This is a genomic window from Nocardia testacea NBRC 100365 (assembly GCF_000308775.1).
Taxonomy (GTDB): domain Bacteria; phylum Actinomycetota; class Actinomycetes; order Mycobacteriales; family Mycobacteriaceae; genus Nocardia; species Nocardia testacea.
Window position 1 is genome coordinate 1 of record NZ_BAGJ01000052.1, and the last position, 22,686, is coordinate 22,686.

A 22,686-nucleotide genomic window follows, 5' to 3' on the forward strand; every position below is an offset into this window, starting at 1 on the left:
CGGCGGGTCCCGCAGGAAGCGCAGAACCTGGCCGTGGGACAGCAGTTCGGCATCGCATTCACGGCATCGGGCCGGTTCGGCCGGTGCGAAGCGCTTACCGCATTCGACGCAGAATTTGGCGCCCGGGGGGTTGGTGGTGCCGCAGTCGGTGCAGACCGGGTTCGCCGCGGGACCGAGTTCGGCGGGTTTCGCGGTGGGCGGCAGCGCCGGCGCGCTCGGCTCCTCCCGGGGCTGCTGGTGCTGTTGCCAGGGTGAACTCGGCGGGGGCGGAAAATTCCCCGCGGCCGCGGGCCCCGGCTGCTGCAGGGCATTGATGCCCAGTGCGGCGCCGATGAACCCGCCGTCGTGGCCGTTCCCGGAGGCCAGTCCCTGGCCCGCGCCCAGGGCCATCTCCCCGGCGGCGTACTGCCGGAAATCGCCGGCGAGCCGGATGTAGGTGACATCCTTGGCGAGTCGTTTGAGCCGGTCGGCGTCTTCGGGGGCCAGGGTGATGTCGAAATTGCCGAGCCGTGGTATCCGTAGCCCGTACTCGTAGAGCGCGGTATTGGTCTGCTGGACGACCGCCTGCTCGATCGCCGGCAGGAGGCCGGACAGGCCCAGGACCGGCCACTCGCCCTGGGAGACGCCCTGTGTCACCGCGACCTTCATCGCCTTGAGCAGCAGATCGGCGCTCCAGGATTCGATTCCGGCCGGATCGTGCAGGTCCGTACTGCCGGCCAGCGAGGTGATCAGTTGGCGGGCATCGCGCACTGACAGCGCGAACTCACCGAAGACCCGCAGGGTGACGATCTGCTCGCTGACCGGATCGGCGATATCGGCGAGCCGGCCGCCGAACTTGATACCGGCGAACTCCCGGGTGGAGACGAAGTAGAGCTCGGCACGGTAGAGGTTGCCGCCGGTCAGCGTATCCACCAGGGCGCCGAGCACCGGGAGCTCGTCCGCGTCGATCCGATGCCGGCCCGGCCCCAGCGCGGCCAGGACCTGACCGGACTTCACGAACAGCGCGGTCTGATCGGCGTTGACGATGGCGCGGGAGTATCGCCGGATGTTCACATCCGGCCACTTGTAGACGAGTTGCTTCTTGCCGGTCTCGGGGACGGCGATGAACTCGCGTTCGAACCAGGCCATCTGGGTGCTCCCTACGCATTTGACGTGTCCAGCGTATCGACGTTCAGCGGCTCGATCAATGGCTCTTACAGTGCGGCCGACCTCGGGTTTTCACCAAAGTGCCTGGTTTCCACCGCGTTACACATGACGGCCCCCTATTGATCGTGCCGCTAACTAGCGGTACATTGCTCGCAGACATGATCTGCGCCACTCGAAAGGCAACATGATGACAACAGTTCAAGAGCCTCCGGGTCAGGCGGCGCCGGCGGACGGTCTGCACGCCGAAGATGCGGGCTATCACAAGTCGCTGCGGCCCCGGCAGCTCCAGATGATCGCCATCGGTGGCGCCATCGGAACGGGCCTGTTCCTCGGCGCCGGCAGCCGGTTGCACGAGGCCGGCCCCGGTCTGTTCCTGGTGTACGCCGTCTGCGGCGTCTTCGTATTCTTCATTCTGCGGGCCCTGGGCGAGCTGGTCCTGCATCGCCCGTCCTCCGGGTCGTTCGTGTCCTACGCCCGTGAGTTCTACGGCGAGAAGCTGGCCTTCGCGGTCGGCTGGATGTACTTCTTCCACTGGTGCATGACCGGCATCGTGGATATCACCGCGATCGCCACCTACGTCCACTTCTGGGGCGCGTTCGAGGTGATCCCGCAGTGGACCATCGCGCTGATCGCGCTGGCCATCGTGGTCGCGATCAACCTGATCTCGGTGAAGTGGTTCGGTGAGCTGGAGTTCTGGGCCGCGCTGATCAAGGTCGTCGCTCTGGTGGCCTTCCTGATCATCGGCACCATCTTCCTGGCCGGTCGCTTCGACATCGAGGGCCAGCCCACCGGGATCAGCGTCCTCTCCGACAACGGTGGTCTGTTCCCGAGCGGTTTCCTGCCGCTGATCGTCGTCACCACCGGTGTCGTTTTCGCCTATGCCGCTGTCGAACTCGTGGGTACCGCGGCCGGTGAGGCCGAGAACCCCGAGAAGATCATGCCGCGTGCCATCAACTCGGTGATCGCCCGGATCGCGCTGTTCTACGTCGGTTCGCTGGTGCTGCTCGGCCTGCTGCTGCCCTACACCGTCTTCAAGTCCGGTGAGAGCCCGTTCGTCACCTTCTTCTCCAAGATCGGTGTCGACGGTGCCGGTTCGGTCATGAACCTGGTGGTGCTGACCGCGGCCTTCTCCAGCCTGAACGCCGGCCTGTACTCGACCGGCCGCATCCTGCGCTCGATGTCGATGAACGGCAGTGCCCCGTCCGTCGCGAGCCGTATGTCCAAGAACGGCGTTCCCTACGTGGGCATCCTGGCCACCGGTGTGATCGCGCTGGCGGGTGTCGGGCTGAACGCGGTGGTTCCGGATCAGGCCTTCGAGATCGTGCTGAACGTCTCCGCGCTGGGCACCATCTTCTCGTGGACCGCGATCGTGCTCTGCCAGCTCCAGCTGTGGAAATGGGCTCGCGACGGCAAGGTGACCCGGCCGAAGTTCCGCCTGCCCGGCACGCCGTACACCAGCTACGCCACCCTGGTGTTCCTGGTCGGTGTGGTGCTGCTGATGCTGTTCAGCGACGAGATCGAACAGCGCGCCGCGGTGATCGCCATGCTGGTGGTCGGCGTTCCGGCCCTGGTCGGCGGCTGGTTCCTGGCCCGCAAGCGGGTGGCCGAGCTCAACACCGCACGTGCCGCGGTGGCCGCCGGTCCGGCACCGGCCGAAGAACCCGGCAGCACCGTGCGTATTCTCGACGAACCCGAGGATCAGCGGTAACGCCGAAACTGTGTGGCGGAATACCCCGGATAGCAGGTCCGGGGTATTCCTCATTCCCAGGAAAGGGAACGATCGGCCTCGCGCGCCCGCGGACCGGGATCACAATAGACTCTCTCTGTTCTTCCGCGGGTTTGAGAGGTCGTGCATGCCAGAGCAGCCCAGCTCGTCGCAGCCCAGCTCCGAGCGTCCGCTCCCGCCGCCCTGGTCCAAGCGCCGGATCCGCGGCGCGGATATGCCCCGGCGCGGCGCGCACACCTGGTCGACGCTACGCACCAACAGCAGCGAAAGTGTGCGCCGTGCCGCCGATTCCGATCTGACGCGGGCCGCCGAGGAGCTACTCGCCGAATCGGGCAGTCCGGAGCCGCGCAGCGCCACCGACGCCGCCTCGGTCCCCAGCGGATCCGGGGTGTTCGTACCGGTGACAGTGGGCGCGGTACCCCCGGTCGCCCCGCCCGACCGATCGGACACCCCGCCCGAGACGCCGGGGCTGTCCGATTTCGACCGGGCCATCGCCGCGCTGACCGGCGACGATATCGCCCGGCTCAACAGTCTCGCCGGTCCGGACGACGATCTCGACGACCTGCTGCTGGCCGACGACGACGAGGATCTCGACGAACCCGATCCGTTCGCCGGGTTCGAGGACGAAATGCCCTCCGGGCGCAGCGCCCGTTCCCGTCCGAGCGTTCGCCGCCTCGGCGCCGGACTGGTCGCGCTGCCGCGGGTGGACCCGGTCGACCCCGCCACCGCGGTGCTCGCGGATCCGGTGGTGCCCGAGCACAAGCGGTTCTGCTGGAAATGTCAGGCGCCTACCGGGCGGTCCGGTCCGGACGGGCCCGGCGCGGTGGCGGGGGAGTGCGCGCGCTGCGGGTCGGCCTACAACTTCCTGCCCGCACTCTCCGCCGGTGAGGTCGTGGCCGAACAGTACGTGGTCAAAGGCTGTCTGGCGCACGGTGGGCTGGGCTGGATCTACCTGGCCGTCGATACGAATGTCAGCGACCGGTGGGTCGTCCTGAAGGGTTTGCAGAACCCGCAGGACTTCGAGGCGCACGTGGTGGCGCTGGCAGAGCGCCAGTTCCTGTCCGAGATAACCCATCCCGGCGTGGTCAAGATCTACAACTTCGTCAAGCACCGCTCGCACCGCGAGATGGCCGACGGCTACATCGTCATGGAGTACGTCGGCGGACGCTCCTTGAAGAAAATGCTGGATATGGCCGGACCGGATCGTATTCCGGTGGCCGAGACCATCGCGTACATGATGGAGGTCCTGCCCGCGCTCGACTATCTGCACTCGTTCGGGCTGGCCTACAACGATCTCAAACCGGACAACATCATGGTCACCGATGACGAGGTCAAACTCATCGACCTCGGCGCGGTCGCCGCGATGGAATCCTACGGCAGTATCTACGGCACCCCCGGCTATCAGGCGCCGGAAATCATCGAGACCGGTCCCACGGTGGCCACCGATGTGTACGCGGCCGGTCGCACGCTGGCCGCGCTCATCCTGGACCTGCGCAAGGACTCCCACGGCAACTACCGCACCGAGATGCCGACGCCGGACGAGTACCCGCTGCTGCGGCGTTACCCGTGCCTCTACCGGCTGCTGGTGCGCTCGACGCACGCCGATCCGAGCCGGCGCTTCCCCTCCACCTACGCCATGTACTGCCAGTTGGCCGGGGTACTGCGGATGGTGCTGGCCGCCGATTCCGGTCGCGAACACCCGCAGGCTTCGGTGGAGTTCGGTTCGCTGCGGGGAGATTTCGGCATCGACACCTTGATCGGCCAGACCGACGGAATGGTCGACGGCGGCGAGCACAGCCTCGGTCTCGACGCCGCGGCGGTGGTGGCCACCCTGCCTATCCCGCTGATCGATGCCGACGATCCCAGTGTCCATTTGCTGAGCCCGCTGCTGCACGGAGACGCCCGCCAGACGCTGGACTCGCTGCGCCAGACCTCCGAGCGGATCGCCGCCGGCACCATCGACGCGCCGGAGACCTTCGAGGTCGAGGGAGCGCTCGCCGCGGTCCGCGCTCATCTCGATCTGGGCGAACTCGCTCCGGCGCTCGCCCTGCTCGAAGAGTTGCGGCCCCGCGCGGTGACCGACTGGCGGGTCGAATGGTTCAGCGGTGTCATCGACCTGCTGGACGGGCACTACGAGCAGGCCTACCTGCATTTCGACCAGGTGCACACCATGCTGCCCGGGGAGCTGGCGCCGCCGCTGGCCCTGGCCGCGACGGCCGAACTGGCCCTGCAGACGCTCAGCGATCCCGGCGATTCCGACCGTTGGCATACCGCCGCGTCGGAGTTCTATCGACTGGTATGGCAGACCAATCACGCGGTGGTCAGCGCCGCGTTCGGGTTGGCTCGCCGATTGGCCGCCGACGGTGAACTGTTGCAGGCCGTGCAGGTCCTCGACGAGGTGCCTGTTACGTCCCGGCATCACGGCACCGCCCGGATGACGGGCAGCCTGCTGCTGGTATCGCGGCCGCATCGGGAGATCACCGAGATCGATCTGCGGGAGGCGGCGTCGCGGCTGGAACTCGTAGACGAGCCGCGGGCACTGCAGATGCAGGTGGTGGTGGTCGGCGCGGCACTGGAGTGGTTGAAATCCCGGATGCGGCCCGCGTCCGCCGACGCCCGGTTGCTCGGCTATCCGCTCACTGTGGCGGGGCTGCGCAGCGGGCTGGAGTCACGGCTGCGCGCCCTGGCCCGAACCGCGCCCGGGCGCCTGCACCGATACCGGCTCGTCGATCTGGCCAACAGCATACGACCGCATACCCGCTGGTGAGATCAGGACTGTCCGGCGATCCGGCGCCGCCGGACCACCGCGGGCAGCAGCGGCGCCGAGACCAGAACGATCACCAGCAGTAGCAGCCACAGCCAGCCGCCGTATACCAGCGCGAGGATCAGGGCGAAGACGGCCGAGCCGCCGGCCAGCACCGCGAAACCCCGTGCGGGATCGGCGGTCTCGCTCGTGCCGGGTGTCGCCTGTGGTGCGGGCAGATCGGTGAACAGGGCCGCGAGTTCCGGGGTGGTGCGCGCCGCGGTCACGGCGGCGGTGCGCTCTTCGTATTCGGTGAGTGTGAGCAGGCCCGAACCGAGGTGCTCGGCGAGCTCCCGCAGCGCGCGATCGCGTTGCTCGACGGTGATGCGCGCGCCCGGTAGCTCACTCATACTCGCAGCATAGGACGGTTTCCGTGGTCCGGCCCCACCCGGCGGTCGCCACTGCCGGGAAGCCCGCGGGTGGTCACTCGGCGCCGGTTCCCAGACCTGGGGAGTAATTACGCTGGCCTCACAGCATTGCGGGCAGAGGAGTTGTGTATGTCCACCGTGATCCAGTCTCGGCGCCCGGCTGCCGAGGCATGGGACTGGCAATTGAACGGGTCCTGCCGCGGCCTGGAATCCACCGTGTTCTTCCATCCCGAGGGGGAGCGGGGCCGGGCGCGCGCCGCACGGGTGCGGCGGGCCAAACAGATCTGCGATACCTGTCCGGTACTCGACCGGTGCCGCAGTTACGCGCTGGCGGTCGGCGAGCCGTACGGTGTCTGGGGCGGTATGTCCGAGGACGAGCGTCGTACACATACCCAGCGAGCCGTTACTTCACGCTCGACGAACTAGCGAATCGCGCGCCAAAGCTGGTTGAATCGGACGTTTCGGTCGTGTCCGGCGCAGGTCGTCGCCGCGCCTTTGTGGTTTCCTTGTTATATGGCTGCTGGTGTGGAGTACACGATCGATGAACTGGCGCGGGCTGCCGGCACGACCGTGCGCAGCCTGCGGGTTTACCACGAACGGGGGGTTCTCCCTCCACCGCAGGTCAAGGGGCGAACGGGTTATTACAGTCCTGATCACCTCAATCGGGTGCGCACGATCAGCAGGCTGCTCGACCGTGGCATCAAGCTGAACGGCATCAAAGAGCTGCTCAAGGCCTGGGACCGCGGGGATGATCTCGGGGATATCCTGGGCGTCGGGCCGCTGCTCGGCGGTATGGAATCCGGTGAGCCGCTCGCGGGCGAGTCGGCCGTTCCCGCCGATGCCATCGCAGCCACAGAACTGCAGGAACGCTACGGTTCCGTCCCGAACGGGCTGGCTCGGATCGTCGCGGTCGGGCTCTACGAGCCGGTGGACGCCGCCACCTATCGGCCCGCAGACCGGCAGCTCATCCGGATCGCGGAGCAGTTGGCGGCCGCCGGTGTGCCGGATGCGGAAGTCCTCGGCGAACTCGAACGGATCCGCGCCGATTGCGACCGGATGGCCCGCCGGTTCGTCGACCTGTTCCACCGCACGGCCTGGCAGAAGTACCAGGACTCCGGTCAAGAAGCCGCCGACCTGGCGGAATTGACCGGGCAATTGCAGCTCGCCCGCACCCTGCCCGGTAAGGCGGCGGCCGAACTGGTGAACAAATTCGTCGCCCACTACATCGATAGCGACAGCGAACTCGCCGATCTGCCCGGCGAGAGCTGACCCGGCTTCCCCGGTCTGGGAACCGGGTCGGATGAGCGTTGCGCTGAACGACGGTACATTCGACGGTGGCTCTTCCGTCGGCCGGGTCGATCCCCGGCGAACGACTACTTAGGTAACTTTCCGGTCTTCTACGGATGCGCGCGGCCCGAAGCGGGTGCAGAATCTGCTTCTTGGCACCTGACGCGGTAGATGAGGCATGGAATGGGAAGCGTGACACTGTGGATGCAGATATCACTCGACGGGTTCGCGGAGGGACCTGACGAGGCGGTCCACTGGCCGGTCGTGGACGAGGAACTCTGTACCGAATATCTGGATGAACTCCGCAGCGCCGATCTGCTGCTCTACGGGCGCAGAACCTACGAGATCCTGGCGGCCTTCTGGCCCACCGCCGACCTGGCCCCGGTCTCACCGTTCTATGTCGACTTCGCGCGATTCTGGCGCGCCGCGCCGAAACTCGTCGTCTCTCGCACCCTGCGTAACCCCTCGTGGAACACCCGGGTCACCGGCCCGGATCCCATCGAGGAAGTGCGCCGACGCCGGGCCGCGGGCCAGGACATGGTGCTCTTCGGCGGGGCGGAAACCGCACGGTCCTTCATGGCGCACGATCTGATCGACGAGTTCCGGCTCTTCGTGCACCCCCTGCTCCTGGGCGGCGGTGTTCCACTGTTCCGATCGCCGGTGGACACCAGCGGGCTGCAATTGGTGGATGTGCTGACCTTCGACAGCGCGGTGGTCCAGATGCATTACCGCCAGCAGGCCTGCGTGATGTGCTGAGCGCCCACGAGGGCGGGTGTTGTGTGAAATGCACAGGTTCGACGGACGGTCCGACGTGACGTGCACTAATTTACTTTTCCATGGCGGTGATCTACCCGACCGGTGCGGCACCGGCCGTACCTGCCACCGAGTTCTTCGGCCGGGAGCGCGAACTCGCACGCCTGGAAGACCTGCTGCGTTCCGGCTCGGCACGGCTGATCACCCTGATAGGGCCCGGCGGTATCGGTAAGACCGCACTGGCCGCCGAAGCGACACGCCGAATTCACCGTGCCGAACCGGACCGGCCGCTGTACTGGGCGCGCCTGGCCGAGCTCGAACGCGACTGCGGCGAGTGTGCCGAGAACGTGCTGCGCTCGGTGGCGCGGACCGATATCAGCGATCCGGACACCCTGGATGTGGCGGTGGGCCCGCCGGCCGGCGCGATCGCCGAGCACGCGATCCTGGTGCTGGACAATTGCGAACATGTGCTCGTGGCGGCGGGTCGCGCGGTGATCGAGCTGCTCGCCGTCGCCCCGGGGCTCACCCTGCTGGCCACCAGCCGTGAGCCGATCGGCTGGGCCGACGAATACCTCCTCGCCGTGCCGCCGCTGGCGGCCTCCGAATCGCTGCAGCTGTTCCGGCAGCGCGCCGAACTCACCGGATGTCCCGTATCCGACAATCCGGACCAGCTCGAGCTCGTACGCCGGATCTGCCGCCGGGTCGACCACAATCCGCTGTTCCTGCGGCTCGCCGCCGCCCGGCTGCGCCACCAGCCGCCCGCCATGGTGCTCGCCGAGCTCAGCGGCGACGCCGCCGATCAGCGCATGCGCTGGTCGCAGAGCGCGCGGGCGGGCACCGAACGGCGGCATCGCGGGGTCTACGACGTGATCGCCTGGTCGTTCGATCTGTGCACCGTCGAGGAGCAGGTGCTGTTGCGGCGCATGTCGGTATTCGCGGCCGGATACGAAACCGACGGGGTCGTGCCGCAGCGCAACGGAGTCGAACCGGCCGCCGTGGTAGCGGTGTGCGCGGATGGGGCATTGCCCGCCGGACGGGTGGCTCCGCTGCTGGAGCGGCTGGCCGAACGCTCCCTGGTCTCGACCTTCCGCACCGAGACGAACGTGCGCTGGTACCTGGTGGAGAGCGTGCGGCTGTTCGCCGGCGAGAGGTTGCGCCGGGAACCGGCCGAGGCGGCCCGGATCGCCGCCCGGCATCGCCGCTATCACCGCGATCGAGTGGTCGAGGCACGGTCGCTCTGGTACGGGCCGGGCGACCGTTCGTGGCTCGACTGGGCGCGGACCTCCTGGGACGACATCCTGATCGGTATCGAATCCGGGCTGACCGACCCCGACGAGGCATTGGTCGGCCTGGAGACGGCTTCGGTGTTGCTGTCGGTATGGGTGCCGTTCGTCAAGGGCGGCAGCCGGGCGCTGACCAGGCTCACCGCGCAAGCGCTCGAGGTCACCCGCGCCGACGGGGTCACCGAACACCACATCAGAGCCACCGCGCTGCTCGGCTGGTACTACCTGTGGCAGGGCGAGGCCGATCGGGCGGCTGCCCTGCTGGACGAGTGTGTGGCCGGCCCTGCCGCGGCCGGCGTGGGTGATTCTTCGTGGCGGGATACACCGGGAACAGATATCGGCCTGCCCGCGTCGGTCGAATGGATACGCGGCCTGGAACTGATGCTGTTCCGGCTGGATCCGCGCGCGGTGACGGTACTGGAACGGGCCGGTCGCAAGTTCACCGCGCAGGGTGACCGGGTCGGGGTGGAACGCGGCCAGATCTTCGCGGCGCTCGCGGCTTCCATGCTGAGTGATCCGGAACAGGCCGACCGGATCACCCGTCGCCACCTGGAACGATCGGTGGCCTCGGGGTCTTCGCTGGCCGCCCGGTGGGCCCGGGTGCCGCGGACACTGGCACTCGCGCGTTCGGCCGACCCCGCCGCCGCTCTGGAACCTGCCCATATGGTGGTGTCGCGGATGGCTGCGGGCCGCAACACCTGGATGACCTCGTGGTCGGTAGCGGTGTGCATGCTGGTGCTGACGCAGGTGCTCGCGGGGGATCCCGCCGCGCTGGGTGCCGCGGCGGCCATCCGCATCCGTGCCACCGAACTGGCCTGGCTGGTCGGGGTTTTCCGGGCCTGCCACCGCTCGATGGGGGTGTGTATCGAGCGGGTGCCGATGGTGGTGCTCGGTGTGCGCCGGGCGACCGAGGTCGCCACGGCGGTCATCGGGCCGGCGGATTTCGCCGTCGCCGAGCAACGGGGCGGGCAGTTCCGCCCCGGTGGCGACGCGGTACAGGAGTATCTGCGTCGCCGTTGGCCGGTGCGTCCGGTCGCGGTGGACACACCGGTCGATCGTGGGGAATCGGCCGATTCACGCTGGCGGAGCTTATCGCCGGCCGAACGCGAGGTCGCGGTGCTGGCGGCCGCGGGCTGGCCGAACAGTGCCATCGCCGAGCGGCGGGGTAGCTCGGTGCGCACGGTGGACGCTCAGGTCGCCAGCGTCCGCCAGAAGCTCGTGATCGGCTCCCGGCGCCAGATACCGGATCATATTCCGGCCTATCTCGCCGGGGCGGTGGACGCCGAACGCGCTACCGCCGCGGTACGTTCCCGTAACCGGCGGCGTACGCCGCGCCTGCCCGGCCGGTAGTGATCGCGCGGCGCTCACCTCACCGGCAGGCGTAGTAGTACGGCTTGTAGGCGCAGATGTCGAGGTAGCCGCCCTGATCGCTGTCGTAGGTGAAGCTGCGCTCGGCCGGGATCGCGTGCACCGGCTCGCTGCGGTTGCTGGGATCGCTCGGCAGATCGTGGGTGTCGCCGTAGCTGCCTTTGCCCGGGTGGGAGTCGTCGCGGCTGCTGTGGCCGGGGACGTCGGCGAGCGCCGTCTGGGGGGCGAGGGTGGCGGGGATCGCGGCGAGCGCGCCGGCCAGTACGGTGGCGGCGGCGATTCTCTTCACGAATCCGAAGGTGCGGGTGATGGTCATGGTGTGCTCCGTTCTGTCCCGGCATGTAGAACTTCTACGGTGAGTCGATGTATGTGGGTCCGTAGTTCTATGTGCCGCTGTTTAACGGTACGGTACACGAGTGTTTGAATAAGCGTCTATGCATTTCCCAGCGCTGGGAAAGGGGCAACCGCTGTTCGGGGTCGGGCTACCGCCGGAGATGGGGCCGGGTTCGGCGTCCGTGATCGGGAGGGCGGATGCCGCTTCTTGTACGCGCCGATCACGGTGCCGGTTCAGGGCCTCGGTATACAGGTCGTTCGCCGGAGGTCGACGGTCGTCTCCGGTCCGACCGGTGGTCGCGCAGTCGACGCAGGCCCTTCGGGCGGGAGCGCTCGACTCCGTGGTCGAGCCGGTGCGGTATGGTCTACCGCCCTTGACGCCGGGTCGATCGGACGGCCGACCGGACAAGCCTATTGCGGCTGTTCAGCGTGGTTTTTGGGAGAGTGATGGCATACTGACGCCCTTTCCGGCCCCGGCCGGCGGGCCCGGCAGCCTCGACCCCGGATCCGGCCGGTCGTCGTCCGGCCGCTATCGCCGCATTCCGGCCGAGTCACGGGCGTCCGCACGTATGCGACGTCGAACTGCGCCGAGGTCGCGGCGCGTTTCCGGTCCGCGCCGTTTCAGGCGGACGGGCCGGGCCAGCGCCAGTCCGCCACCTCGGGAATGTCCTCGCCGTGCTCGCGAGTCCAGGTGCGGGCCCGCAGACGTGCGTCGACCATCTGCTGGCGCAGCCCCGCCGCCTGCTGGCGCAGCGCCGGCACCCGGTCGATCACATCCATCACCAGGTGGAAGCGGTCGAGGTCATTGAGCATGACCATGTCGAACGGGGTCGTGGTGGTGCCGCGTTCCTTGTAGCCCCGCACATGCAGACCCGAATGGTTGGTGCGGCGGTAGGTGAGCCGGTGGATCAGCCACGGATAACCATGGAAGGCGAAGATCACCGGAGAGTCCCGGGTGAACAGGGTGTCGAATTCGCTGTCCGGTAGCCCGTGCGGATGTTCGCCGGCCGGGAGCAGCCGCATCAGATCGACCACGTTCACCACCCGCACCCGCAGCCAGGGCAGCTCCGCGCGCAGGATCGCCGCGGCGGCCAGGGTTTCCAGGGTCGGTACGTCACCGGCGCAGGCGAGGACCACGTCGGGGGTGGTCGCCGGCTCGTCGCGATGGCCCGCCCACTCCCAGATGCCGATACCCCGGGCGCAGTGCAGTGCGGCATCGGTGGGCCCGAGCCAATCCGGTTGCGGTTGTTTACCGGCCACGACGACGTTCACGTGGTGCCGGGAGCGCAGGCAGTGGTCGTACACCGACAGCAGGGTATTGGCGTCCGGCGGCAGATACACCCGCACGATCTCGGGTTTCTTGTTGAGCACCACGTCGAGGAAGCCGGGGTCCTGATGGGTGAAACCGTTGTGGTCCTGGCGCCACACATGCGACGACAGCAGATAGTTCAGACTCGCCAGCGGCTGCCGCCACGGCACCGCCGCGCTCGCGTCCAGCCATTTCGCGTGCTGGTTGAACATGGCGTCCACGATGTGCACGAACGCCTCGTAGCAGGTGAACACCCCGTGCCGGCCCGTGAGCAGATAGCCCTCCAGCAGACCCTGGCACATATGCTCGGACAGCACCTCGATCACCCGGCCGCGGCGATCCAGTTTCTCGTCGTGGACGCCGATCTCGGCCTGCCAGTTGCGTCCGGTGACCGCGAGGATGTCCTGCAGCCGGTTGCTGGCCAGCTCATCGGGAGCGAAGGTCAGGAAATTATCGGGATTGTGCGCGGTGACCTCCCGCAACCAGCCGCCGAGTACCCGGGTCGCCTCGTGCGACGTCCGGCCCGGCTCGGTGACGTCGACCGCATGACCCCGCCAGTCGGGCAACCGCAGATCCCGCACCAGCGCACCCCCGTTGGCCACCGGGTTGGCGCTCATCCGGCGGCTCCCGGGCGGGACGAGCCGCCGCAATTCCGAGACGGGCGCCCCGGTCTCGTCGAACAGTTCCTCGGGCCGGTAGGAGTGCAGCCATTCCTCGAGCACCGCCCGGTGCGACGCGTCGTCCCGGGCGCCCGGCAGCGGGACCTGGTGGGCGCGGAAAGTGCCCTCCACCGGATCGCCGTCCACGATCGGCGGCCCGGTCCAGCCCTTCGGGGTGCGCAGCACGATCATCGGCCAGTGCGGGCGGGTGGTTTCACTGCCGTCCCGGGCGGCGCGCTGGATCTGCGCGATCCGCTCCAGGCAGGTGTCCATGGCGGCGGCCATGTCCTGATGTACCCGGGCCGGCTCGGCGCCGGCGACGATCAGCGGTTCGTAGCCGTAGCCCCGCAGCAGAGAGACCAGCTCGTCCTCGGGGATACGGGCCAGCAGAGTCGGATTGGCGATCTTGTACTCGTTGAGGGCGAGAATCGGCACGACCGCGCCGTCGCGGGCCGGGTTCAGGAACTTGTTGCAATGCCAACTGCCCGCGAGTGGACCGGTTTCGGCCTCGCCGTCGCCCACGACGCAGAACACGGTGAGATCCGGGTTGTCCAGTGCGGCCCCGAACGCGTGCAACAGCGAATAACCCAGTTCGCCGCCCTCGTGGAAGGAACCCGGAGTCTCCGGTGCGCAATGGCTGGGAACGCCCCCGGGAAAGGAGAACTGGGCGAACAACGCACTCATGCCCTCGCCGTCTCGGGGCACATGGCTGTACAGCTCGGAATAGGTGCCCTCCAGCCAGGCGCAGGCGTTCGGGCCGGGACCGCCGTGCCCGGGCCCGGCGACGAACACAGCGTTCAGATCCCGTGCCATGATGGCGCGATTGGCGTGCACCCAGACCAGATTCAGGCCCGGTACGGTGCCGAAATGACCGAGCAGCCGGGGTTTGATGTGCTCCGGGGCCAATGGTTCGCGCACCAGCGGGTTCGCCATCAGATAGATCTGCCCCACCGACAGGTAGTTGGCGGCCCGCCACCACGCGTCGAGGCATTCCAGCTCCTCGGGTTCCAAGGGACCCTCGGCCGCCGACAGCACATAGGGCCGGGGCGCGACGGATTCACCGCCGTGACTGCCCACATTGTCGGCACTGGTGTCCCCGCCTGCACTCGCCAACTGCGTCATACGCCTAACCTCCTGGAGGTCGTGGTCGCGCCGGGCTACCGCACCCCGAGTGCGGACTGCCACCACGATAGCCGGAGGTGTGCCACACTGCCCTCGGTTCGCTGATGGCGGCCGGCGGAACTTCTCTGCTCTCATCCACGCCTTACCCGTACCGCGCAGCGGAAACCGGTGCCGGCGCGGGGATCCGGCGGATGCGGAACCCGCGGAGCCTCCGGCCGCTCCGTCCGACCCGCGCCGAGCCGTGCGGTATCCCGCCTCGATCGGATCCCGGCCGGAGATCCGTCGCTCGCCGGGACCACGGCGGCCGTGCGGACGGCTCGGGCAGGAGCAGGCATCTCGCGGATGGCTCCGCCGATCCGAGCCCGCGCGGTCGAGGATGCTCCGAGCCGAACCCGGTTCTTCGTGCCGGCCCCTCGCCGCCCGGCGGTAGGGTGCGGCACATGCAGACAATCGGCAGGATCCTCGCTGTCACCGCCGTCGCCGCGGCCGCCTTCGGCCTCGGCGGATGCGGCTCCGACGACTCCGGCGGCACCACGACCACCGCCACGACGGCCGATTCGTCCGCCGCGCCGGGGCAGACCGCACCCGCCGCATCGAAAGGCCGCGAATGCACGGCCGACGATATCGACGTGCAGGGTGGATTCGGCGAAGTCCCGCAGATCACCCTGCCCGACGACTGTGATCCCCCGAAACAGCTCGTGACCAAGGACCTGGTGCCCGGCTCGGGCCCCGGTGCCGCCCCCGGGCAGCAACTGACCATGAACTACGCCCTGGTCACCTGGTCGGACAAAGAGAAACTGGACTCGTCGTTCGACCGCGGTGAACCTTTCGAACTCACTCTCGGCGACGGAATGGTCATCCCCGGCTGGGAGCAGGGCCTCGAAGGTGTCCGGCAGGGTGCCCGCCGGTTGCTGATCATCCCGCCCGACCTGGGCTACGGCGCGGGCGGCAACGGAGTGAAACCGAACGAGACCCTGGTCTTCGTCACCGACGCCGTATCCGTGCAGTAATTTCTCCGGCGCCGCAGGCCGGGGCCCACCCGGAGTAGCCGGTAGGGGTGTAGGGACGAAGGGGGGAGGTCGGGGCATCCGCACCCACCAGGGTGCAGGGGGCGGGACCCGGTCAACTACCCTGGTCGGGATGCGTATCCCGGGCGCGTGAAACCGCAGGTGCTCGCCGCTCCGGACGGTACGCCGGGGGCGCGTACCCACGCGTCGTCGCCAGACCACGCGCCATCACCCGGCCACCAGCACGGATATCGTGCGGGCCGGCGAACACGAACCGACGAGAACAAGGAGCATGTCCGTGAAGAGCACCGTCGAGCAGCTGAGCCCGACCCGGGTCCGGATCAATGTCGAGGTGCCCTTCGAGGAGCTGAAGCCGGACTTCGATCGCGCCTACAAGGCCCTGGCCAAGCAGGTGCGCATTCCCGGCTTCCGTCCGGGTAAGGCGCCGGCCAAGCTGCTCGAGGCGCGTCTGGGCCGCGGCGCGGTGCTGGAGCAGGTCGTCAACGACGCCCTGCCCGGCCGCTACAGCGAGGCCGTCACCACCTCCGAGGTCAAGGTCATCGGCCAGCCGGAGATCGAGATCACCAAGATCGAGGACGGGCAGGAACTGGCCTTCACCGCCGAGGTGGACGTCCGGCCGGAGATCGCTCTGCCCGAGGACTACAGCACCATCGCGGTCACCGTGGACGCCATCGAGATCACCGATGCCGATATCGATGAGCAGCTGCAGTCGCTGCGTCAGCGTTTCGGCACCCTCACCGGTGTCGAACGCCCCGTTCAGGACGGCGATTTCGTTTCCATCGATCTGTCCGCCACGGTCGGCGGGGAAGAGGTGCCGGAGGCCGCGACCACCGGGCTGTCGCACGAGGTCGGGTCGGGGCAGCTCATCGAGGGCCTGGACGAGACCCTGATCGGGATGTCGGCCGGTGAGTCCAAGGAGTTCACCTCCACCCTGGTCGCCGGCGAGCACGCCGGGCAGGAAGCCACCATCACGGTGACCCTCGGTTCGGTCAAGGAACGTGAACTGCCCGAGGCCGATGACGAGTTCGCCCAGCTCGCCAGCGAATTCGACACCATCGACGAACTGAAGGACGATCTGCGCTCCCGCGTCGAGCGGGTCAAGAAGGTGCAGCAGGCCGGCGATATCCGCGACAAGGTGCTCGAGCAGCTGCTCGACAGCGTCGAGGTGCCGCTGCCCGAGGCCGTGGTGAAGGCCGAAATCGACGCCGTCGAGCACGACGCCATCCACGGCTTCGACCATGACGAGGCCAAGTTCGCCGAGGCGCTGGAGGCACAGGGCTCGAGCCGTGCAGAGTTCGACGCCGACACCAAGGAGGCCGCCGAGAAATCGGTCAAGACCCAGCTGCTGCTGGACGCGGTCGCCGAGGCGGAGGGCACCCAGGTCGGCCAGGAGGAGCTCACCGAGCGCATCCTGTTCCAGGCCCAGCGCTACGGGATGGCGCCCGAGCAGTTCATCCAGCAGGTGCAGCAGGCCGGCCAGCTCGGGGCCGTCTTCGCCGACGTCCGCCGCGGCAAGGCCCTGGCGGAGGTCGTCGGCAAGGTGACGGTCACCGATTCCGAGGGCAACAAGGTCGACACCGACGAAATGTTCGGCACCGCCAAGGAATCCGACGAGGAGACCACCGAAGAGGCCACCTCCGACGCGGAGTGACCACGTGAGAATTGCGGGTAGGAAGCCCTGAGACCTAGGCGGTGTTGGCAATCCGGAGACAGAAGATCGACAATCGTCCCCGGTACGCGCACATCCGAAGCCTCCGGGGTTCCTGCTTTCCCCGAGGACCGGGCGGTTTCCGTCGGGCGTTCTGCCTGGTTATCGCAGGACGCCGGTGCACCCGGTGTGGTGGGATGGCGCTCGGGGGTGGGGAGCGGTGAGCTGGTTCGCGGAGGATCGCGGGTGAGCCGGCTCGCACAGGCGAGAAGTGGGCTCGCTCGTGAAGGTGCTGTGTTTTTTGGCGGCGCCTTCGGCGCCGCGGGGTTGAGGCCCCCTTGTGTCTCGCCGTTTCGGCCTCGGGACTCGCGGCTTCGCCGCATGCGCTTTCGAGGCCGAAACGGCGAGACGGGCCTCAACCCTTGGAGGTGTCTCGCAAAACTCGACGCATGTGGTTGCGTCGCACACCGAACTTCCGACTTCGGGTTGATCACGCCTGTCTCTGATGGCACGCAGGAGGCGGCCCACTGCGTTGTGGCGCATGGCGAGCCCTGGAGTGGAGGCCGCATTTGCCCGCAGAAGCTGGAACGGCCTCCCGCCACGAACGGCCGCATCGCCCGGGTTCCGAGTTCAGCGAGGCCCATCAAGGGTTGCGGCCCGTTCCGTCCCTTTGCCGAAGGTGCTCAACGGTCGCACCCGCGGACGGCCGACCGCACATTGCATGCGCCGAAGGCGCGAGTCTCGGGCCCTGAACAGCGGGACCGAGGGGGCCGCAACCCCGCGGCGCCGGAGGCGCCGCAATCTATATTGCGCTCTGAGCGAATCGGGGTGGTACCGGGAGTTCGGTGCCGCCCTGCTTCGTTAATGTTTGTGACAGCAACGAGCCGGCGAGAGAAGGCAGGTATCCGTGACAATGAATAAAGCCGAGGTCATGACAGCTCCGACCGCTGGGCTCAATCTCAGCGATTCGGTGTACGAGCGCCTGCTGCGTGAGCGCATCATCTTTCTCGGCACCCAGGTCGACGACGACATCGCGAACAAGATCTGCGCGCAGATCCTGCTGCTGTCCGCGGAGGACCCGACCAAAGACATTTCGCTCTACATCAACTCGCCGGGCGGGTCGGTGAACGCCGGCATGGCGATCTACGACACCATGCAGTACGCCGAATGCGATATCGCGACCACCGCGATGGGTCTGGCCGCCTCCATGGGGCAGTTCCTGCTGACCGCGGGTGCGCCGGGGAAGCGTTTCGCGCTGCCGCACACCCGGATCATGATGCACCAGCCGTCGGCCGGTATCGGTGGTTCGGCCGCGGATATCGCGATCATGGCCGAGCAGTTCGCGTACACCAAGCGTGAGCTCAACGAGTTGCAGGCGATGCACACCGGTAAGCCGGTGGACCAGATCAACGCCGATGCCGACCGCGATCGCTGGTTCACGCCCGAACAGGCGCTGGAGTACGGCTTCATCGACCGTGTGATCACCAATGCGCGCCAGGCGGGCGGCACGGGCAGCAACTAGGGCGTTGTCGGCGGCTCCGGTCCGGGTGACCGGCCGGTGTCCGCGAATCCGTCCAGCGGACAGCTCACTCACAGACTTGGAGACGAATATGGCCAATCCGATCGATTCTCGTGGCCTCGGCGGTATCGCCCCGGCGGGCCCGCAGTCGCGCTACATCCTGCCGTCGTTCATCGAGCATTCGAGTTTCGGCGTCAAGGAATCGAACCCGTACAACAAGCTGTTCGAGGAACGCATCATCTTCCTCGGCGTGCAGGTCGACGACGCGTCGGCGAACGACATCATGGCGCAGCTGCTGGTGCTCGAATCGCTGGATCCCGATCGCGACATCACGATGTACATCAATTCGCCGGGTGGTTCGTTCACCTCCCTGATGGCCATCTACGACACCATGCAGTACGTGCGCGCCGATGTCGCGACCGTCTGCCTGGGCCAGGCGGCTTCGGCGGCGGCGGTGCTGCTGGCGGCGGGGACGCCGGGTAAGCGGGCCTGCCTGCCGAATGCCCGGGTGCTCATCCATCAGCCGTCGGTCGAGGGCGGTATCCAGGGGCAGGTATCGGATCTGGAGATCCAGGCGGCCGAGATCGAGCGGATGCGCCGCCTGATGGAGACCACCCTGGCCCGGCACACGGGTAAGGACGCCGACGTCATCCGTAAGGACACCGACCGCGACAAGATCCTGACGGCCGAGGAGGCCAAGGAATACGGGATCATCGATACGGTGTTCGACTACCGCAAGCTCAGCGCTCAGAAGTGAGTGCTTCCGGGTCCGGCGCGCCGTGTGAGCGGTACGCCGGACCGGCCGGGCGGCGGGGCCCGGCCCAGGTGGATTCCCGCTGAGGCGTTGCGACACACCCCGGATGATTCGGTATCCGGAAAACGTGCCGTGACGCGGTATCCGCGTGAATCCCCGCACAACCGCGACGAGAAACCTGCCCGAGTTGTCGACCTCCATCGCACACACCGGGTACGGTCAAACCCAGGGACCTTTGTTCCCGGTTGACAGCACCGCCCTTCGATCCGGGTGATCGAGCCGGATTTTCTCCACCGCAGGCGGCGGTCGGCTGGAAGCTGGACGGATGGTTGCACGCGAACAAGGAAGTAGGGACCCACGAGATGGCGCGCATCGGCGACGGCGGCGATCTGCTCAAATGCTCGTTCTGCGGAAAGAGCCAGAAGCAGGTCAAGAAGCTCATTGCGGGACCAGGGGTGTACATCTGCGACGAGTGCATCGATCTGTGCAACGAGATCATCGAGGAGGAGCTGGCCGAGTCCAGCGAGGTCAAACTCGATGAGTTGCCCAAACCCGCGGAGATCCGGGATTTCCTGGAGAACTACGTGATCGGGCAGGACACGGCCAAGCGCACGCTGGCGGTCGCGGTGTACAACCATTACAAGCGTATTCAGGCCGGCGACAAGGGCCGTGACGCGCGCGGGGAAAGCGTCGAGTTGGCGAAGTCCAATATTCTGATGCTCGGCCCCACCGGCTGCGGTAAGACCTATCTGGCGCAGACGCTGGCGAAAATGCTGAATGTGCCGTTCGCGATCGCCGATGCCACCGCGCTCACCGAAGCCGGTTATGTCGGTGAGGACGTCGAGAACATTCTCCTCAAACTCATCCAGGCCGCCGATTACGATGTGAAGCGCGCCGAGACCGGGATCATCTATATCGACGAGGTCGACAAGATCGCGCGTAAGAGCGAGAACCCGTCGATCACCCGCGATGTGTCCGGTGAGGGTGTGCAGCAAGCATTGCTGAAAATTCTGGAGGGCACCCAGGCGAGCGTGCCGCCGCAGGGCGGGCGCAAGCATCCGCATCAGGAGTTCATCCAGATCGACACCACCAATGTGCTGTTCATCGTGGCGGGGGCGTTCGCGGGCCTGGAGAAGATCATCTCCGACCGCACCGGGCACCGCGGGATCGGGTTCGGCGCCGAGGTGCGGTCCAAGGCCGAGATCGACACCACCGATCATTTCGCCGAGGTGATGCCGGAGGATCTGATCAAGTTCGGCCTCATCCCCGAGTTCATCGGCCGGTTGCCGGTGGTGGCGTCGGTGACGAACCTGGACAAGGATTCGCTGGTGAAGATCCTGTCCGAACCCAAGAACGCGCTGGTCAAGCAGTACATCAGGTTGTTCGAGATGGACGGCGTGGATCTGGAGTTCACCCGGGACGCGCTCGAGGCCGTGGCCGATCAGGCCATTCTGCGCGGTACCGGCGCCCGTGGGCTGCGCGCCATCATGGAGGAAGTGCTGCAGCAGGTCATGTTCGATATCCCGAGCCGCGACGATGTGGCCAAGGTCGTCGTGGACGCGGATACGGTGAACGACAATGTGCTGCCCACCATCGTGCCGCGCAAGCGGGAGCGTCCGGAGCGCCGCGACAAGTCGGCCTGAGACCTCCGCGATCGCGACGTGACGGCGGCCGGTCCGTAGCCGGCCCGCAGTAAGCTCGGTGACCCCTCGGCATTCGTGCGATGGAGGAGCAGGTCATGGTGACGCCGCCGCTGGCGTGGGATATCCGGTTCGGGCGGCGCGGTGCCGCCGATAGGCCCACGCGGACCCGCGTGGGCCTACTGCTGTCGGTGGCAGCGGCGGTGCTGCTCGCCTCGCTGGGTACGGCGCCGCCGGCCGGCGCGACAGTACGCGAGGTCAGTGTGACCCCGGACCTGAACGCCGGTATCCGGACGAGCTACGGCACCGGGTGCAGCTACACCGTGCGGGCCCGGCTCACCGAGGCGGTGACCGCGGTGACCTTCCTCGACAACGGGGTCCCGTTCGCCACGGTCGACCCGGCCGGTGGTGGGCTGGCACTGGTGCACTGGGTGCCCGCCTACGAGGGGGATCACACCCTGCAGGCGGTCCAGCCGACCGGCGGGAACGACCAGGCGCCGTACGTGCGGGTCTTCGTCGGCCGGGGGGAGCACATCGGCTACGCCTGCTGGGTCAGCTGAGCCGCGGCGGCGTCACGCCCAGGGCACCCGGCAGGAATCGGTGCCGAACCCCTGCGCGGTGATGCCGAGGGCGTGGTTGTTGCGGGCCCGCGAATTCTCCAGCGCGATCTGATAGGTCAGCTCGACCAGTCCCGGCCGTCCGAAGCGTTTTTCCAGGTCGGCGACCTGTTCGTCGGTGACCGTCATCGGGGTGGCGGTCATGGCGTCGGCGTAGGCGATGGCCGCGCGTTCGTCGTCGGTGTAGTGCGGTGACGTCTCGTAGTCCGCGATGTGCTGGAGCCGCTCGATATCCAGGCCGTCCAGCCGTTGCAGCATGGTCCCGAAGTCGACGCACCAGGAGCAGCCGACGGTCCAGGCCGTGCGGTAGACCGCGATCTCGCGGATATTGGCCGGCAGCTTCTTCGACGCCTTCTCGGCGAGCATCTCGTGTATGCCACCGGCCACGAGCAGGCCGGTGTGGTGGGCGCCGACGGCGAAGGGTTCGGGCACTTCGCCGAACTGGCGTTTGGCGAACCAGTACAGTGCCCTGGTCAGTAGCCCGGCGTCTCCCGGGGCCACGGCCGGAATACGTGATGTGCTCATCGGGTCTCCTCTGAGGTGGGTTCGTTTCCCTGCAACTCGGACGAGACAGTGGCCCGCGACGTGACGCCCCGCGCCGCCTACTGTGACCGAGCGCACCCGTGCCCTGTGCCCAGGGTATGCCGGGTGCGCGCGGGGGACGAGGCCGGAGGCGGGCTTGGGGGTGGGCGAGGTGGCGGCTCGGCACGGTCGAGTCGCCACCTCGCGGCTCATTCGGGCTCGACGGACATATCGTCGGCGCTCCAGTAGGCGCGCATCCGAATGATCCGGCCCTCCGCGTCGAACTCCATGGTGTCGATGGGGCTGAGCGTCATGCGCTGCCCACCCGCCCGGGTGACGAGGGTGAACACGAATGCCGCGTGGTTCCCGGCGATCCGCACGGTTTCCGGGGCGAGACCGGTTTCCCGCTCCAGGCTCGCGATCACGTCGTAGAACTCGCGGATGGCCTGATGGCCCTGTTTGGGTTCGGTGCCGATCGGATCCTCGATCACCGCGTCCGGAGCGTAGAGATCGACGATATCGGCCGTCGGTCCCGAGCCGACCAGTTTTACGTACTGCTCGACTACGTCGCGGATCTCCCGTGCCATCACCACTCCTACCGAAAATGAAACGTGTTCTAGGTTCGGGAGCGTAGCAGTCGGGGGCGCGTCCGGTCGCCCGATCGCATCGGAAAAAGGTTTTCTCATATATGTCCGCCACTTCGGTGTGGCGGGAAAACGCCTGGTAATCGCACTGACTGTGCAGAGCGGGCGGGTATCTCCGCTGACCCCCTCGGTTCGCCGTTGAACCGCCGCCGTGCAG

At 67.5% G+C, this 22,686-nt stretch carries 18 protein-coding genes; 12 read left to right on the forward strand and 6 right to left on the reverse strand.

Annotated features, from left to right (window positions below; translation table 11 throughout):
- A partial coding sequence (locus ON38_RS06815; RefSeq protein WP_245563941.1) for an SPFH domain-containing protein occupies positions 1 to 1,128 on the reverse strand: 1,128 nt, incomplete at its 3' end.
- Positions 1,129 to 1,333: 205 nt separating this feature from the next.
- On the opposite strand from ON38_RS06815, the gene ON38_RS06820 reads away from it, so the two are divergent.
- Entirely contained in the window at positions 1,334 to 2,854 is a 1,521-nt protein-coding gene (locus ON38_RS06820) for an amino acid permease (RefSeq protein ID WP_083872362.1), read from the forward strand.
- A gap of 145 nt (positions 2,855 to 2,999) precedes the next feature.
- Positions 3,000 to 5,639, forward strand: a complete 2,640-nt coding sequence (locus ON38_RS06825) for a serine/threonine-protein kinase (RefSeq protein ID WP_245563942.1) — start codon at positions 3,000 to 3,002, stop codon at positions 5,637 to 5,639.
- Positions 5,640 to 5,641: 2 nt separating this feature from the next.
- Here the strand turns inward: ON38_RS06825 and ON38_RS35875 are convergent, their stop codons facing one another.
- Complete coding sequence (locus ON38_RS35875) at positions 5,642 to 6,025, reverse strand: DUF1707 SHOCT-like domain-containing protein (RefSeq protein WP_051164452.1); 384 nt, start codon at positions 6,023 to 6,025, stop codon at positions 5,642 to 5,644.
- A 147-nt stretch (positions 6,026 to 6,172) separates the two neighbouring features.
- Here ON38_RS35875 and ON38_RS06835 point away from each other — a divergent pair, with 147 nt between their 5' ends.
- From ON38_RS06835 to ON38_RS06850, 4 genes are all read left to right on the forward strand, one after another.
- Positions 6,173 to 6,469: a WhiB family transcriptional regulator gene (locus ON38_RS06835; protein WP_039823295.1), complete on the forward strand. Its 297-nt coding sequence runs from the start codon at positions 6,173 to 6,175 to the stop codon at positions 6,467 to 6,469.
- Between the two features lie 87 nt (positions 6,470 to 6,556).
- Positions 6,557 to 7,312, forward strand: a complete 756-nt coding sequence (locus tag ON38_RS06840) for a MerR family transcriptional regulator (protein ID WP_039823297.1) — start codon at positions 6,557 to 6,559, stop codon at positions 7,310 to 7,312.
- Positions 7,313 to 7,513: 201 nt separating this feature from the next.
- Positions 7,514 to 8,086, forward strand: a complete 573-nt coding sequence (locus tag ON38_RS06845; RefSeq protein ID WP_039823299.1) for a dihydrofolate reductase family protein — start codon at positions 7,514 to 7,516, stop codon at positions 8,084 to 8,086.
- Between the two features lie 80 nt (positions 8,087 to 8,166).
- On the forward strand, positions 8,167 to 10,716 hold the full coding sequence (locus ON38_RS06850) for an ATP-binding protein (RefSeq protein WP_039823300.1): 2,550 nt from the start codon (positions 8,167 to 8,169) through the stop codon (positions 10,714 to 10,716).
- A 19-nt stretch (positions 10,717 to 10,735) separates the two neighbouring features.
- Here ON38_RS06850 and ON38_RS06855 read toward each other — a convergent pair whose 3' ends face one another.
- Together ON38_RS06855 and ON38_RS06860 are read right to left on the reverse strand one after the other, a co-directional pair.
- Entirely contained in the window at positions 10,736 to 11,050 is a 315-nt protein-coding gene (locus ON38_RS06855; protein WP_039823301.1) for a hypothetical protein, read from the reverse strand.
- Between the two features lie 638 nt (positions 11,051 to 11,688).
- Positions 11,689 to 14,157 carry a phosphoketolase family protein gene (locus tag ON38_RS06860; protein WP_083872358.1) on the reverse strand — a complete coding sequence of 823 codons (2,469 nt, stop codon included), beginning with the start codon at positions 14,155 to 14,157 and terminating at the stop codon, positions 11,689 to 11,691.
- A 440-nt stretch (positions 14,158 to 14,597) separates the two neighbouring features.
- Between ON38_RS06860 and ON38_RS06865 the strand changes: the two genes are divergently transcribed.
- From ON38_RS06865 to ON38_RS06890, 6 genes are all read left to right on the forward strand, one after another.
- Positions 14,598 to 15,167 carry an FKBP-type peptidyl-prolyl cis-trans isomerase gene (locus ON38_RS06865; protein WP_039823302.1) on the forward strand — a complete coding sequence of 190 codons (570 nt, stop codon included), beginning with the start codon at positions 14,598 to 14,600 and terminating at the stop codon, positions 15,165 to 15,167.
- A gap of 295 nt (positions 15,168 to 15,462) precedes the next feature.
- Complete coding sequence (gene tig, locus ON38_RS06870) at positions 15,463 to 16,836, forward strand: trigger factor (protein ID WP_039823335.1); 1,374 nt, start codon at positions 15,463 to 15,465, stop codon at positions 16,834 to 16,836.
- A 910-nt stretch (positions 16,837 to 17,746) separates the two neighbouring features.
- A complete protein-coding gene (locus ON38_RS06875) occupies positions 17,747 to 18,355 on the forward strand; it encodes an ATP-dependent Clp protease proteolytic subunit (protein ID WP_083872360.1) in 609 nt (202 codons plus the stop codon).
- 88 nt (positions 18,356 to 18,443) lie between these two features.
- Entirely contained in the window at positions 18,444 to 19,109 is a 666-nt protein-coding gene (locus tag ON38_RS06880; protein WP_039823303.1) for an ATP-dependent Clp protease proteolytic subunit, read from the forward strand.
- A 359-nt stretch (positions 19,110 to 19,468) separates the two neighbouring features.
- Entirely contained in the window at positions 19,469 to 20,749 is a 1,281-nt protein-coding gene (gene clpX / locus ON38_RS06885) for an ATP-dependent Clp protease ATP-binding subunit ClpX (RefSeq protein ID WP_030523255.1), read from the forward strand.
- Between the two features lie 95 nt (positions 20,750 to 20,844).
- Positions 20,845 to 21,306: a hypothetical protein gene (locus ON38_RS06890; RefSeq protein WP_157181688.1), complete on the forward strand. Its 462-nt coding sequence runs from the start codon at positions 20,845 to 20,847 to the stop codon at positions 21,304 to 21,306.
- A gap of 12 nt (positions 21,307 to 21,318) precedes the next feature.
- Here the strand turns inward: ON38_RS06890 and ON38_RS06895 are convergent, their stop codons facing one another.
- Together ON38_RS06895 and ON38_RS06900 are read right to left on the reverse strand one after the other, a co-directional pair.
- Positions 21,319 to 21,888 carry a carboxymuconolactone decarboxylase family protein gene (locus ON38_RS06895; RefSeq protein WP_039823306.1) on the reverse strand — a complete coding sequence of 190 codons (570 nt, stop codon included), beginning with the start codon at positions 21,886 to 21,888 and terminating at the stop codon, positions 21,319 to 21,321.
- 206 nt (positions 21,889 to 22,094) lie between these two features.
- Complete coding sequence (locus tag ON38_RS06900) at positions 22,095 to 22,472, reverse strand: nuclear transport factor 2 family protein (protein ID WP_039823307.1); 378 nt, start codon at positions 22,470 to 22,472, stop codon at positions 22,095 to 22,097.
- Between the last annotated feature and the right edge of the window lie 214 nt (positions 22,473 to 22,686).